The following is a 13,135-nucleotide window of genomic DNA, read 5'->3' as shown; positions in this document are numbered from 1 at the left end:
TTAAAGATTTGTACGAAGGGTCCATATCTCGGGGAACAGCACCACGTCCAGCATCTTGCGCAGATAGCTCACACCGCCCGTGCCACCCGTGCCGCGCTTGAAGCCAATCACCCGCTCCACCGTGGTGACGTGGCGGAAGCGCCAGAGGCGGAACGCGTCTTCCATATCGGTCAGCTTCTCACCCAGTTGGTAAATGTCCCAGTGCTCGCGCGGATCACGGTAGGCCACCAGCCAGGCCTGCTCCACGGCGGCGTCGGCCACATAGGGTTGGGTCCAGTCGCGCTGCAAGTGGCCGGCCGGAATGGCCAGTCCACGCCGCGCCATCAGGCGCAGCGACTCGTCGTACAGCGAAGGTGCCTCGTACGCCGCCTGCACCAGCGCCAGCAAATCCGGCCGGTGCGCATGCGGCTTGAGCATGGCCGCGTTCTTGTTGCCCAGCGCAAATTCGATGCAGCGGTACTGCGCACTCTGGAAGCCGCTGGAACTGGCCAGGTAGGGCCGCATGGCGCTGTACTCGGGCGGCGTCATGGTGGCCAGCACGTCCCAGGCATGGACCAGCTGGGCCATGATCTTGGACACACGGGCCAGCATCTTGAAGGCGCTGTGCAGATCGTCCGCCGCCACACAGCGCATGGCCGCGTGCAACTCGTGCAGCATCAGTTTCATCCACAGTTCGCTGGTCTGGTGCTGGACGATGAACAGCAGCTCGTCGTGTGCCGGCGACAAAGGCTTTTGCGCACCCAGCAAGGCGTCCAGCTGCAGGTAGTCGCCGTAGCTCATGGACTGGCTGAAGTCCAGTTCGGCTTTTTCTTCCTGTACGATTTTCTCGCCGGAGTTCATAGGGCAGCTCATCTCAGGTCACCGCGTGCTTCTGGTTGAACTCGGGCCGGCGCCATTCTTCGCTTTCCAGCACCTGCTGCAGCTGGTCTACCGCATTCCACACGTCTTCATAGCCCAGGTACAGCGGCGTAAAACCAAAGCGCAGGATGTCCGGGTGCTGGGCGCCATTGCCCGCACGGTAGTCGCCAATCACGCCACGGGCGATCAGCGCCTGGACGATGGCATAGGCGCCTTCGGACTTGCTCAGGCAGACCTGCGAGCCGCGTTGGGCGTGTTCGCGCGGGGTTGCCAGGCCGAGCCCGTGGCCGGCGCAGCGCTGCTCGACCAGTTCAATGAACAAATCGGTCAGGGCCAGCGACTTCTGGCGCAAGGTCTGCATGGCGCTCTGGTTTGGCACGATGCGGCCGGCCGCATCGAACACATCCAGCCCGCATTCCAGCGCCGCCAGGCTGATCATGGGCTGGGTGCCGCACAGATAGCGCGTCACGCCGGGGGCCGGCCGGTAGTCGGGGGTGAACTCGAACGGCGTGGCGTGGCCCCACCAGCCGGCCAGCGGTTGCCAGAAGCGCTCGGCATGCGCAGTGTTCACCCACACAAAGGCCGGCGCGCCGGGGCCTCCGTTCAGGTATTTGTAGCCGCAGCCGACCGCGAAATCAGCCTTGGCAGCCGTCAAATCCACCGGCACGGCGCCAGCACTATGCGCCAGGTCCCATAGCATCAGCGCGCCGGCCTCGTGCGCCGCTTGCGTGACGGCCGGCATGTCGTGCATGGCGCCGGTGCGGTAGTTCACGTGGGTCAGCATCAGCACCGCCACCTGCGATGTCAAGGCGGTAGCGATCTCTTCGGGCTCGACCAGTTGCAGCGTGAATCCATGCTGGCGGCACAGCGATTCGGCGATATACAGATCGGTAGGGAAGTTGCTGCGCTCGCTGACCACCAGCTTGCGCTGCGGCGCATCGGCAGCCGCCATGTTCAGCGCGGCGGTCAGCACCTTGAACAAATTGACCGAGGTGCTGTCGGTGGCCACCACCTCGCCCTGGCCCGCACCGATCAGCGGTGCAATCTGGTTGCCCAGGCGCTGCGGCAGGTCGAACCAGCCGGCACTGTTCCAGGACTTGATCAGGTCGGTGCCCCACTCCTGCGTCACCACCTGGGCGACGCGGGCGGCGGTGGCCGCGGGCAGCACGCCCAGCGAGTTGCCGTCCAGGTAAATCACGCCGGGTGGCAGGCTGAAATGGGCGCGCAGCGGCGCCAGAGGGTCCAGCGCGTCCAGGCGCAGGCAGTCATGCAAAGTCGTCACGGTTCTTCCTTCTCAGATTCAAAGTGAGCGCAAAACAGCGCGCACGGGGGATGCGTCGGCGGTCATCAGCTTCAGCGGCAAGGCGATGAGTTCGTAGTCGCCCTCGGGCACGTCATCGAGCACCAGGTTTTCCAGCACCCGCAGGTTCAGGCGGCGGATGGTCTGGTGGCTGTCCAGGGTCTTGCTGTCAGCCGGGTCGATGCTGGCGGTGTCGATGCCGATCAGCGTCACACCCAGCGCAGCCAGGCGCTCTACCGTGTCGGGGGCATAGGCGGCCAGGTCGCCATCCCAGCGGTCCACCGGCATGTGCTGGTAGGTGCGCACCAGTACACGGGGAGGTAAGTGCGGCGGCAGATCCTGCACGGCATGGGCCAGATGCTCCCACAGCACCAGCGGGCCACGGCCGATGCAGTGGATGACGCGGCAGGGGCCGAGATACGGGCTGAGATCGACCGCGCCGATCGCCTGGCCTTGCGGGTCGTAGTGCAGCGGCGCATCGGCGTGGGCGCCGACGTGAGGGGAAAGAGTGAGCGCGCTGACGTTGACCGGGCAGGCCGGCGAGATGCTTGCCGTCCACTGCTGTTGGTACGGCGTATCACCCGGAAACACCGGGCTGCCAGGGGCGACGGGGGGTGAAATATCCCAGAGGTTTTGCATAGTGCGGCGAAGGTATCACCGCTAAAAACCGCGTGGTGTCGGTTATTTCCAACAGGCCGGAAATTCAGATGGCTGGCAGTCCGTGGCGCATGCGGGCCTGTTGGCAGGCAGAGCTGCCGGCCTCGAATTCCCTGCAAGGCGAGGGGCGCCACTCGTAGATGCCGCAGGCGACTTGCTCGCCCAGCTTGCCCATCAGGGCCGCGCAGCGCGGCGGGCTGTGGTCGGTGCCGCGCATGCGGCAGGTGCTGCCGGTGACCTCGACCGACAGGCCTTCGGGCACCGAGCCACCTTCGCTCTGGCTCTCGTACACCGAGAAATCCACGCGAAAGCTGGCGCAGCACACGCCACAGCTTTGGCAGGGGTTGTCATGCATAAAACAGGCCTCTAGCGCAGATAAACCGTGCGCAAGCAGCTATATAAACAATAGCATCACGCCTGGCGACCGAGCAGCAGGTATTCCATGAGCGCCTTTTGCACATGCATGCGGTTCTCGGCCTCGTCCCACACCACCGACTGCGGGCCGTCGATCACATCGGCTTCGACCTCTTCGCCGCGGTGCGCGGGCAGGCAGTGCATGAACAGCGCGTCCGGCTTGGCAGTACGCATCATTTCCGTATCCACGCACCAGTCGGCAAAAGCTAGTCTGCGTGCCTCGTTCTCGGCCTCGTAGCCCATGCTGGTCCACACATCGGTGGTGACCAGATCGGCGCCAGCACAGGCCTGCATCGGGTCTTTGAAGACCTTGTAGCTGTCGCTGGAACGCAGGCCGGCCACGGACTGGTCGACCTCGTAGCCGCTAGGGGTGCTGACGTGCACGGTAAAGCCCAGGATCTCGCTGGCCTGCAGCCAGGTATTGGCCATGTTATTGCCGTCACCCACCCAGGCCACCGTCTTGCCGGCAATGCTGCCGCGCTGCTCGATGTAGGTGAAGATGTCGGCCAGTATCTGGCAGGGGTGGAACTCGTTGGTCAGCCCGTTGATGACCGGCACGCGCGAATGCTCGGCAAAGCGCTCGATCTTGGTCTGCTCAAAAGTGCGGATCATCACCAGGTCGACCATGCGGCTGATGACCTTGGCGCTGTCTTCGATGGGCTCGGCCCGGCCCAGCTGGCTGTCGCCGGTGGTCAGGTGCACCACGCTGCCGCCCAGCTGGTACATACCGGCCTCGAAACTCACGCGGGTACGGGTGGAGGCCTTTTCAAAGATCATGGCCAACGTACGGTCCACCAGGGAATGGTGTTTTTCGTAGGACTTGAACTTCTTCTTGATCAGCGCCGCACGCTCAAACAGATACGCGTATTCCTCGGCGCTGAAGTCGCTGAATTGCAGGTAGTGCTTCATACGGGTTCTGCCAAAAATTGCTTGATCAAGGGGCACAGAATGCCAACCAGTTCATCGGCCTCGGCGGCCGTCATGATCAGCGGCGGCACCAGGCGGATCACGCTGTCGGCGGTCACGCTAATCAGCAAGCCGGCATCCACCGCACGCTGGGCCAGCACGCCGCAGGGGCGCGCCAGTTGCACGCCAATCATCAGGCCCTGGCCACGCACTTCCACGAAGCCTTCCACGCCTGCCAATTCACGGCGCAGCGCGGCTTGCAGGTGCGCCCCCACCGTGGCCGCGTTCTCCAGCAGGCCCTCTTCTTCCATGATGCGTATGGTTTCCACACCGGCGCGCATGGCCAGCGGATTGCCGCCGAAGGTGGTGCCGTGGTTGCCGGGCTGGAAAATGTGGGCGGCTTTGGGGCCAGCGACCACTGCGCCCACCGGCACGCCCGAGCCCAGGCCCTTGGCTAGCGGCATCACATCGGGCTTGATACCCGCCCACTGGTGGGCAAACCATTTGCCGGTACGGCCCATGCCGCATTGCACTTCGTCGATCATCAGCAGCCAGTCGCGCTCATCGCAGAGCTTGCGCACCTGCTGCAGGTATTCGATGCGCATGGGGTTCACGCCGCCCTCGCCCTGGATGGTCTCGAAGAACACCGCCGTCACATTGGGGTTGCCCTCGGTGGCCTTCTTCAAGGCCTCGATATCGTTCAGCGGCACACGGATGAAGCCTTCGACCATGGGGCCAAAGCCCTTCTGGATCTTCTCGTTGCCGGTGGCGCTGAGCGTGGCAATGCTGCGGCCGTGGAAGGCTTTTTCATAGACCACGATCTCGGGGCGCTCGATACCCTTGTCATGGCCAAACTTGCGCGCCAGCTTCAAGGCGGCTTCGTTGGCTTCCAGGCCGGTGCAGCAGAAAAACACATTGGTCAGGCCCGACAACTCCACCAGCTTGGCGGCCAGCGCTTCCTGGTTGGGGATATGGTAATAGTTGCAGCTGTGGATGATCTTGGCGATCTGGTCCTGCAGGGCTGGCACCAGCTTGGGGTGGTTGTGGCCCAGGGTGTTGACCGCGATGCCGCCCAGACCGTCCAGGTAGGACTTGCCATTCACGTCCCACACACGCACGCCTTGGCCATGCGACAGCGCAATCGGCAGTCGGCCATAGGTGTTCATGGTGTGGGGTGAGGAAGCCTCAATGAAAGCGGTCATGCAGTTCTCCAAAATAAACGGGATTCAGGGTCAACAGAACCGCTGAAACGCAATTTTAGGCGCAGAGATTGCTTGGTTTTTTGACAATTGCGCATTACAGCGATGCGCCAATGCCGCCAGAACCTGGCTGGCAGCCCGTCCGAAAAGAGCCAAGTCTTATATAAGATACAATTATTGTGCACTGCAGCAAGCCCACCCAACCAGTGCCATTGGCGCTATCATTAACGTATTGGTTGTGGCATGGACGGCCCCATGATGGGACTGCTCCGGGACACTCCAACCACCTCTGAAAAGCCCCACCCGATGGTTTCCAACTCAGCCAAAGAAGTATTTATCCAGGGTGTTACCTGCGACGGAAAAACCTTTCGCCCGAGTGACTGGGCCGAGCGACTCGCCGGCGTGTTGAGCCAGTTTCGCCCCGGTGGCGCACAGCCTGGCAGCCATCTCAGCTACTCCCCCTGGTGCGTCCCCACCACCATCAACGGCGTGAAATGCGTGGTCCTGCACCGCGACCTGCGCGACTACGATGTGATGGCCTGGGACTTTGCGCTGAACTTCGCGCGGGACAATGGTTTGCAGGTGGTCGAAGCCTGCCTGATTCCCGACTGAGCTTCACCGCGCCAACGTGCGCGCGTATCCGCGGCCCGCACTTTCCATATCCAGCGCCCATAAAAAAACCACCCGAAGGTGGTTTTTTTACTTTGCTGGCAGCGCACCCTACAAAACGGCGGACTGGCTAAGTTTCAAGTTAAACAGTCCGGGCGGTTTGCTTAAAAGATTTAAGCGGCTACAGGTGCGGCAGCCAATGCCTTCACCTTGGTGCTCAGACGGCTCTTATCGCGAGCAGCCTTGTTCTTGTGGAAGATGCCCTTGTCGGCAACCGTGTCCACCACGGCTTGCATCTTGGCAAACAGCTCGGTGGCTTTGGTCTTGTCGCCAGCGAGAACGGCTTTTTCAACGTTCTTCACCGCGGTACGGTATTTGGAACGCAGCGAGGTGTTCGCGGCGTTGATCTTGATGTCCTGGCGGACGCGCTTGCGGCCCGACGCAAGGCGTGGGTTCTTTTTCTTGGGTTTGGTTGCCATAATAGTATTCCTTAGGTGTTAGAGGATGTTGCCAGCAAAGCCCACGATTATAGCAGCCAGGCTGGCAGCTTGCCCGGCCGGGCTACACTGGGCAGGTGAGTCTCTTCAAATCTGCTTCCACCATCTCCCTGTTGACCCTGGCGTCCCGCGTGGCGGGCCTGGTCCGCGACCAGTTGTTTGCCGCCACTTTTGGCGCAAATGCCATGACCGACGCCTTCTACGTGGCGTTCCGCATCCCCAACCTGTTCCGCCGCCTGTTCGGCGAGGGCGCGTTCAGCCAGGCCTTTGTGCCGGTGCTCGCCGCCAGCAAAGCCAAACACGGGATGGAAGCCACCAAGCTGCTGATCGACAGCGTCGCCACCCTGCTGACCTGGGTACTGGTATTCACCTGCGTGCTGGGTGTACTGGGCGCACCGCTGCTGGTCTGGGCCATGGCCGGCGGTTTGCAGCAGGAACCCCAGGCCTACGGTGCGGCCATCACCATGACGCGCTGGATGTTCCCCTACATCCTGTTCATCTCGCTGGTGTCCATGGCCTCCGGCATCCTGAATACCTGGCGCATCTTTGCCGTGCCCGCCGCCACACCGGTGTTGCTGAACGTGGCCATGATAGGCGCTACGGTGTGGGCCACACCCTGGTTCCGCAACCACGGCATCGAGCCGATTTATGCACAAACCGTGGGCGTAATGCTGGGCGGCGTGCTGCAGCTGGGTGTGCAAATCCCGGCGCTGAAGCGCCTGGGGTTGTTCCCAAAAATTGGGGCTAGCTGGTCGGTAGTGCGCGCTGCGTGGGCGGATGAAGCTACCAAAAATGTAGCAAAACTGATGGTACCGGCACTCCTGGGCGTGGGCGTAGCGCAGATCTCGCTGTTCATCAACACCCAGATCGCCTCGCGCCTGGCGCCGGGTAGCGTCAGCTGGCTCAGCGGCGCCGACCGGCTGATGGAATTCCCCACCGCCATGCTGGGCGTGGCCCTGGGCGCGGTACTGATGCCGCAACTGGCCGGCGCCAAGGCCGCCAATGCGCCGGAGAAATACTCGGCCATGCTGGACTGGGGTCTGCGCCTGGTCGTACTGCTGGCCGTGCCCTGCTCGGTGGCCCTGCTGACCTTTGCCACGCCGCTGGTGGCGGTGATCTTCCACTACGGCGCCTTCACCGAACGCGATGTCGGCCAAACCGCGCTGGCGCTGATGGGCTGGGGCGTGGGCTTGCTCGGCGTGGTCGCCATCAAGGTACTGGCACCCGGCTTCTACGCCAGCCACAACATGAAGACGCCGGCGCGCATCGCCATCGTGGTGTTGGTCATCACCCAACTGATCAACCTGGCGCTGGTGCCCCTGCTCCAGCATGCGGCGCTGACGCTGTCGGTCGGCCTGGGCGCACTGATCAACGCCTTGTGGCTGCTGATTGGACTGCGCCAGCGCGGCAGCTACCAGCCGCGCCCCGGCTGGTGGAAATTCAGCCTGCAAGTGGTGGCGGCCAGCGCTTTGCTGGCGGTGTTTTTGATCTGGGCCGCTGGCGCGGTGCCATGGACCCGCTTTCCCGACGCAAAATTAGAAAGAATTGGGCTTCTAGCGCTGGTACTGCTTGCGTCAGCAGCTATTTATTTCGTAGCACTCTGGGCAGCCGGCCTGAAGTTACGTAAATTGCTCCGTCCAGACGGCAATCTAGCTTGACGCTGCCCCAGCGCTCCACTACAAACACGTTATGCAGATCCGCTTTGAAGCCCCCACCGCTCTCGAGTATTTCTCTACCCTGGTGCAGAGCGACGAGCAGTTTCCCCTGCTGGAAGCGGTCGCCAGCCTGGCGCAAGACGAATACCCCGAACTCGACATGCAGCAGGTGCTGGGCGACGTAGACCAGCTGCAGGCCCGCATGAAGCGCCGCCTGCCCAGCGATGCCGCGCCGCTGCAGCGCCTGCGCGCCCTCAACCAGTTCTTCTACCGCGACCTGAACTTTGGCGGCAACGTCAACGACTACTACGACCCCGACAACAGCTACCTGAACGCCGTGCTGCGCACCCGCCGCGGCATCCCGATCTCGCTGGCAGTACTGTGGATGGAGCTGGCCCAGGGCATAGGCCTGGTGGTGCGTGGCGTGGGTTTTCCGGGCCACTTCATGGTCAAGGTCAACCTGCCCAAGGGCCAGGTGGTGATGGACCCGTTCACCGGCCAGTCGCTGAGCCGCGAAGAGCTGAGCGAGCGCCTGGAGCCCTACACCCGGCGCAGCGCCCTGGTGGATGATTTTGAAGTACCCCTGGGCCTGTACCTGCAATCTTCGCCGCCGCGCGACATCGTGGCCCGCATGCTGCGCAACCTGAAAGACATCCATACCGCGCAAAGCGACTGGCCGCGCCTGGTCTCGGTGCTGAACCGCCTGATCGTGTTGCTGCCCGAGGCCTGGAGCGAATACCGCGACCGCGGCCTGGCCCACGCCGCGCTGGGCCACAGCGCATTGGCGGTAACCGATCTGGAAAAGTACCTGATCTGCTCGCAAGACGCGCTGGACCTGGACGCGATCTCCGAGCGCCTGAGCCTGCTGCGCCGGGCCAAAAACTGAGCCGCAATCCTACTAACTTCGCGGCGGAGAATTTGTTTACACCGTTGCCAATTGCGCGGCGCGCTTGCGGTACAACACCAGGGTTGCAATCAAGCCGCAGGCTGCGGCGAATGACATCCACAGCGCAGGCGCAGCTTTGTTCCCGGTGGATTCAATCAAGGCCGTGGCAATCGCCGGCGTGAAGCCGCCGAAAATCGCGGTGGCCAGGCTGTACGCCAGCGAGAAGCCCACGGTGCGCACCTCCACCGGCATCACCTCGGTCAGCGCCACCACCATGGCGCCGTTGTAGCTGGCATACAGAAAGGACAGCCACAGCTCCACCGACAGCATCTTGTAGAAGCTGGCGTTCTCGGTCAGCCAGGCCATGGCGGGGTACGCCGTCAGAATGGTCAGCACCGTGAAGAACAGCAGGATCGGGCGACGTCCGATGCGGTCCGACAAGCTGCCCATCACCGGCAGCCAGATGAAATTGGAGATCCCCACGCACAAGGTCACGACCAAGGCGTCGGTGGTGCTCAAATGCAGCACGCTCTTGCCGAACGTGGGCGTGTACACCGTGATCAGGTAGAACGACACGGTCGTCATCGCCACCAGCATCATGCCGGAGACCACCAGGCCCCAGTTGTCCAGCATGGAGCGGAAGATCGCCCGTGTATCCGGGCGGTGTTTACGCTGTTTGAACTCTTCGGTCTCCTGCAAAGACCTGCGCAGCACAAACAGCACCGGCACGATCAGGCAGCCAATCAGGAACGGAATGCGCCAACCCCAGGCGCCAATCTCCAGCGGCGTGAGCCACACATTCAGTGCATAGCCCAAAGCAGCCGCCACGATGATGGCCACCTGCTGGCTGGCCGACTGCCAGCTCACATAAAAACCTTTGCGGCCGGGGGTGGCCATCTCGGCCAGATATACCGACACCCCGCCCAGCTCGACGCCTGCCGAGAAGCCCTGCAGCAAGCGGCCCGTCAGCACCAGCGCCGGTGCCAGATAGCCAATCGAGGCAAAACCGGGAACGCAGGCGATCAACACCGTGCCCAGCGCCATCAGCGCCAGGGTCACGATCAGGCCCTGGCGGCGCCCCACCCGGTCCACATACGCCCCCAGAACGATCGCCCCCAGCGGGCGCATCAAAAAGCCCGCACCAAAGGTCATGAAGGTCAGCATCAGCGATGCAAACTCGTCCCCCGCCGGAAAGAAGGTCTTGGCGATATAGGTGGCGTAGAACCCGAACAGAAAGAAGTCGAACATCTCCATGAAGTTACCGCTGGTGACACGGAGTACCGTGCCAAACTTCGAGGGAGCCGGTGCAGTGGAAGCTGTCATTTTTTGTACGTTGTAAACAGTGGGGAACGGCATAGCCTGCTTAGACCGGGAGATAGCCCCGGGCGCAGTAAAGACCGGCGCCAACCGGTCTAGGTTCCACTCTTTACCTGTTTACCGCCCAGCTTTACACACCGGGCGCCCGCCTCAACGGGTAGCCGGTTTGTCGGCCAGAAACAGCGCCTGCAAGTCGTTCAAAAAGTCAAAGCCGCGCTCGGTCGGCCGCACCCGCACGCCGTCGCGCTCCAGCAGGCCTTTGCGCTCGCCCTCGGCCAGGCCCTTCTGGATGCTGGTCAGCGGCAGGCCGGTGCGCTCGGTGAACTTGGGCAGCTCAAAGCCGTCGCGCAGGCGCAGCGCGTTCAGCATGTATTCAAACGGCAGATTGGCGCGCGGCACATCGTCGTCCTGCGCCACAGCCTTGCCGGCCAGCGCGTTGTCCATGTACAGCTTGGGTTCGCGAAAGCGCACCTGGCGCACGATGCGGTGGGCAAAGCTGAGCTTGCTGTGCGCGCCCGCGCCAATCCCCAGGTAGTCGCCAAACTGCCAGTAGTTCTGGTTGTGCACGCAGGCGTGGCCGGGCAGCGCGTAGGCCGAGATCTCGTAGCGCTGCATGCCGGCGGCCGTGGTCATCTCGGTGATTTTGTCCAGCATGTCGTAACCCAGGTCGTCCTCGGGTACCTGCGGCGGGAACTTGGCGAAATAGGTGTTGGGCTCGATGGTCAGCTGGTAAATACTGATGTGTTTGGGCCCCAGCGCAAGCGCTGTCTGCATATCCCGCTCTAAATCCTGTAGCGTCTGGCCAGGCAGCGCGTACATGATGTCGAGGTTGAAGGTGTCAAACGACTGCGCCGCCTCCTGCACCGCTGCCAGCGCCTGGGCGCTGTCGTGGACACGGCCCAGGGCTTTCAGATGCGCGTCGTTGAAGCTCTGTACGCCCACCGACAAGCGCGTCACGCCGGCGCTACGGTAGGCGCGGAAGCGGTCTTTCTCGAAGGTGCCAGGGTTCGCCTCCATGGTGATTTCGCAGTCCGGCTCCAGCTTCAGCCGGGCGCGGATGTCGCCGATCAGCCGGTCGATGGCCTGCGGCGAAAACAGGCTGGGCGTGCCGCCGCCGATAAAGATGCTGTGCACAGTACGGCCCCAGATCAAGGGCAATGCGGCCTCCAGATCGGCCATCAGCGCGTCGATGTAGCGCTGCTCGGGCACTTCAGCCGTGGGCACTGGCTCGGCCAGGCTGGCAGCTGGGTGCAGGGTCTGCGCGCCATCGGCCCGCAGCTCATGCGAGTTGAAGTCGCAGTACGGGCATTTCTTCAAACACCAGGGCAGGTGCACATACAGCGACAGCGGCGGCAGCGCGGCCAGCTGCAGCAAGCCGGGGCGCATGTAGTGCTGCAGATCTTTCATGGCAACCAGCGCTCGCGCATCAGGGCCAGCATGGCGCGCGACGACTGGCCGCGGTGGCTGTTGGCGTTCTTCACCTCGGGGCTGAGCTCGGCAAAGGTCTTGCCGAACTGCGGCAGAAACATCACCGGGTCGAAGCCAAAGCCGTTCTCGCCCTGGGGCGCACGGGTGATTTCGCCCACGGCACGGCCGACAGCGATCAGCGGCTCCGGGTCTTGCGGGCTGCGCACCGCCACCAGGGTGCTGACCAGCGCTGCACGGCGGTTGTCTATGCCCTGCATCTGCTCCAGCAGCGCGCGCACATTGTTGTCGTCGCCCTTGGGGTAGCCGAACTGGGTGGCGTAGTAGGCCGTCTGCACGCCGGGCAGGCCGCCGAAGGCGTCAACGCACAGGCCCGCATCGTCGGCCACCGCCGGCAGGCCGCTGTGCTCAGCCGCATGCCGGGCCTTGGCCAAGGCGTTTTCTACAAAGGTATGGAAGGGCTCGGCGGCCTCGGGGATGCCCAAGGCGCCTTGCGCCACCAGCTCCAGGCCCAGCGGGGCGAACAGGGCTTGCAGTTCAAACAGCTTGCCGGCGTTGTTCGATGCCAATACGATTTTCATAAAAAATAGGTCTCTAGCGCTTATTCCATCTGCGGTAGCAGCTCATATTTCGATAGCGATTGCTGTTGCAGGGCCATCAGTTCCACAATGCCTTTTTCGGCCAGGCCGAGCAGCGCGTCCATCTCGGCACGCGTAAAGGCCACGCCCTCGGCCGTGCCCTGCACTTCGACGAAATGGCCGGCGCCAGTCATCACCACATTCATGTCGGTGTCACAGGCGGCATCTTCGGTGTATTCCAGGTCCAGCAGCGGCGTGCCACCGACGATACCGACGGATATCGCAGCCACCGGCTGGGTGATAGGTGTGGCGCTGAGCTTGCCGCTGGCCAGCAAGGTATTCACCGCATCCTGCGCCGCCACGAAGGCGCCGGTGATGGCGGCGGTGCGGGTGCCGCCGTCCGCCTGCAGCACATCGCAGTCCAGGTGGATGGTGCGCTCACCCAGCTTCTTCAGGTCGAACACCGCGCGCAGCGAACGGCCGATCAGGCGCTGGATCTCTTGCGTGCGGCCGCTCTGCTTGCCGCGGGCGGCTTCGCGGTCGCTGCGGGTATGGGTGGCGCGCGGCAGCATGCCGTATTCGGCCGTGACCCAGCCCTCGCCGCTGCCCTTTTTATGGCCCGGCACTTTCTCTTCGACGGAGGCGGTGCACAGCACCTTGGTGTTGCCGAACTCGATCAGCACCGAGCCTTCGGCGTGGATGGTGTAGCCGCGGGTGATGCGCACCGGACGCAGCTGGTGGGCGGCGCGGCCGCCATTTCGGAGGAATTCGGTCATGGTCTGGACTTTAAAAATAGGGGAACACAGGGCCCGAACGCAGAGGTTCAGGCGCGAA

General features: G+C 63.2%; 14 protein-coding genes. 3 read left to right on the top strand and 11 right to left on the bottom strand.

All coding sequences use genetic code 11. The features are described 5' to 3' along the window. The 6 genes from kynA to J2X19_RS09985 all read right to left on the bottom strand — a co-directional run bounded on the left by kynA (position 1) and on the right by J2X19_RS09985 (position 5,337). On the bottom strand, positions 1-840 hold the full coding sequence (gene kynA, locus J2X19_RS10010) for a tryptophan 2,3-dioxygenase (RefSeq protein ID WP_310373014.1): 840 nt from the start codon (positions 838-840) through the stop codon (positions 1-3). Positions 841-853: 13 nt separating this feature from the next. Next, positions 854-2,140, bottom strand: a complete 1,287-nt coding sequence (kynU, locus tag J2X19_RS10005; RefSeq protein WP_310373013.1) for a kynureninase — start codon at positions 2,138-2,140, stop codon at positions 854-856. An 18-nt stretch (positions 2,141-2,158) separates the two neighbouring features. Continuing rightward, on the bottom strand, positions 2,159-2,797 hold the full coding sequence (kynB, locus tag J2X19_RS10000) for an arylformamidase (protein ID WP_310373011.1): 639 nt from the start codon (positions 2,795-2,797) through the stop codon (positions 2,159-2,161). Between the two features lie 64 nt (positions 2,798-2,861). Next, on the bottom strand, positions 2,862-3,170 hold the full coding sequence (locus tag J2X19_RS09995; RefSeq protein WP_310373010.1) for a YkgJ family cysteine cluster protein: 309 nt from the start codon (positions 3,168-3,170) through the stop codon (positions 2,862-2,864). A gap of 56 nt (positions 3,171-3,226) precedes the next feature. Continuing rightward, complete coding sequence (gene argF / locus J2X19_RS09990) at positions 3,227-4,138, bottom strand: ornithine carbamoyltransferase (protein WP_116603978.1); 912 nt, start codon at positions 4,136-4,138, stop codon at positions 3,227-3,229. Further along, positions 4,135-5,337 carry an aspartate aminotransferase family protein gene (locus J2X19_RS09985; protein ID WP_310373008.1) on the bottom strand — a complete coding sequence of 401 codons (1,203 nt, stop codon included), beginning with the start codon at positions 5,335-5,337 and terminating at the stop codon, positions 4,135-4,137. Before J2X19_RS09985 ends, argF begins: the two co-directional genes overlap by 4 nt. 303 nt (positions 5,338-5,640) lie before the next feature. Here J2X19_RS09985 and J2X19_RS09980 point away from each other — a divergent pair, with 303 nt between their 5' ends. Then, the gene (locus J2X19_RS09980; protein WP_310373006.1) at positions 5,641-5,946 is read left to right on the top strand and encodes a DUF3579 domain-containing protein; all 306 of its coding nucleotides are present in this window, start codon (positions 5,641-5,643) and stop codon (positions 5,944-5,946) included. A 170-nt stretch (positions 5,947-6,116) separates the two neighbouring features. Here J2X19_RS09980 and rpsT read toward each other — a convergent pair whose 3' ends face one another. Beyond that, positions 6,117-6,422: a 30S ribosomal protein S20 gene (gene rpsT / locus J2X19_RS09975; RefSeq protein WP_176954981.1), complete on the bottom strand. Its 306-nt coding sequence runs from the start codon at positions 6,420-6,422 to the stop codon at positions 6,117-6,119. A gap of 95 nt (positions 6,423-6,517) precedes the next feature. Between rpsT and murJ the strand changes: the two genes are divergently transcribed. Both murJ and J2X19_RS09965 read left to right on the top strand, forming a co-directional pair. Next, positions 6,518-8,098 (top strand): murein biosynthesis integral membrane protein MurJ, encoded by a 1,581-nt coding sequence (murJ, locus tag J2X19_RS09970; protein ID WP_310373004.1) that lies wholly within the window; start codon positions 6,518-6,520, stop codon positions 8,096-8,098. Between the two features lie 31 nt (positions 8,099-8,129). Next, positions 8,130-8,981 (top strand): SirB1 family protein, encoded by an 852-nt coding sequence (locus tag J2X19_RS09965; protein WP_116603982.1) that lies wholly within the window; start codon positions 8,130-8,132, stop codon positions 8,979-8,981. Between the two features lie 36 nt (positions 8,982-9,017). Here J2X19_RS09965 and tcuC read toward each other — a convergent pair whose 3' ends face one another. The 4 genes from tcuC to rph all read right to left on the bottom strand — a co-directional run bounded on the left by tcuC (position 9,018) and on the right by rph (position 13,077). Continuing rightward, positions 9,018-10,304, bottom strand: coding sequence for an MFS transporter (gene tcuC / locus J2X19_RS09960; RefSeq protein ID WP_310373000.1), 1,287 nt, complete (start codon positions 10,302-10,304; stop codon positions 9,018-9,020). A gap of 144 nt (positions 10,305-10,448) precedes the next feature. Next, on the bottom strand, positions 10,449-11,705 hold the full coding sequence (gene hemW / locus J2X19_RS09955) for a radical SAM family heme chaperone HemW (RefSeq protein WP_310372998.1): 1,257 nt from the start codon (positions 11,703-11,705) through the stop codon (positions 10,449-10,451). Continuing rightward, positions 11,702-12,304 carry an RdgB/HAM1 family non-canonical purine NTP pyrophosphatase gene (gene rdgB, locus J2X19_RS09950; RefSeq protein WP_310372996.1) on the bottom strand — a complete coding sequence of 201 codons (603 nt, stop codon included), beginning with the start codon at positions 12,302-12,304 and terminating at the stop codon, positions 11,702-11,704. The genes hemW and rdgB overlap by 4 nt, the downstream gene beginning before the upstream one ends. Positions 12,305-12,324: 20 nt before the next feature. Continuing rightward, complete coding sequence (gene rph / locus J2X19_RS09945) at positions 12,325-13,077, bottom strand: ribonuclease PH (RefSeq protein ID WP_310372993.1); 753 nt, start codon at positions 13,075-13,077, stop codon at positions 12,325-12,327. Between the last annotated feature and the right edge of the window lie 58 nt (positions 13,078-13,135).

The sequence above is a fragment of the Rhodoferax ferrireducens genome (assembly GCF_031458075.1).
Taxonomy (GTDB): domain Bacteria; phylum Pseudomonadota; class Gammaproteobacteria; order Burkholderiales; family Burkholderiaceae_C; genus Rhodoferax_B; species Rhodoferax_B ferrireducens_A.
The sequence above is the reverse complement of the archived record's forward strand: the minus strand, read 5'-3'. Positions and strand labels throughout refer to the sequence as shown.

Excerpts from the sequence above, each read along its gene's own strand:
- kynA (WP_310373014.1), bottom strand. The coding sequence starts at position 840 with ATGAACTCCGGCGAGAAAATCGTACAGGAAGAAAAAGCCGAACTGGAC.
- kynB (WP_310373011.1), bottom strand. The coding sequence starts at position 2,797 with ATGCAAAACCTCTGGGATATTTCACCCCCCGTCGCCCCTGGCAGCCCG.
- J2X19_RS09995 (WP_310373010.1), bottom strand. The coding sequence starts at position 3,170 with ATGCATGACAACCCCTGCCAAAGCTGTGGCGTGTGCTGCGCCAGCTTT.
- argF (WP_116603978.1), bottom strand. The coding sequence starts at position 4,138 with ATGAAGCACTACCTGCAATTCAGCGACTTCAGCGCCGAGGAATACGCG.
- J2X19_RS09985 (WP_310373008.1), bottom strand. The coding sequence starts at position 5,337 with ATGACCGCTTTCATTGAGGCTTCCTCACCCCACACCATGAACACCTAT.
- J2X19_RS09980 (WP_310373006.1), top strand. The coding sequence starts at position 5,641 with ATGGTTTCCAACTCAGCCAAAGAAGTATTTATCCAGGGTGTTACCTGC.
- rpsT (WP_176954981.1), bottom strand. The coding sequence starts at position 6,422 with ATGGCAACCAAACCCAAGAAAAAGAACCCACGCCTTGCGTCGGGCCGC.
- J2X19_RS09965 (WP_116603982.1), top strand. The coding sequence starts at position 8,130 with ATGCAGATCCGCTTTGAAGCCCCCACCGCTCTCGAGTATTTCTCTACC.
- tcuC (WP_310373000.1), bottom strand. The coding sequence starts at position 10,304 with ATGACAGCTTCCACTGCACCGGCTCCCTCGAAGTTTGGCACGGTACTC.
- hemW (WP_310372998.1), bottom strand. The coding sequence starts at position 11,705 with ATGAAAGATCTGCAGCACTACATGCGCCCCGGCTTGCTGCAGCTGGCC.
- rdgB (WP_310372996.1), bottom strand. The coding sequence starts at position 12,304 with ATGAAAATCGTATTGGCATCGAACAACGCCGGCAAGCTGTTTGAACTG.
- rph (WP_310372993.1), bottom strand. The coding sequence starts at position 13,077 with ATGACCGAATTCCTCCGAAATGGCGGCCGCGCCGCCCACCAGCTGCGT.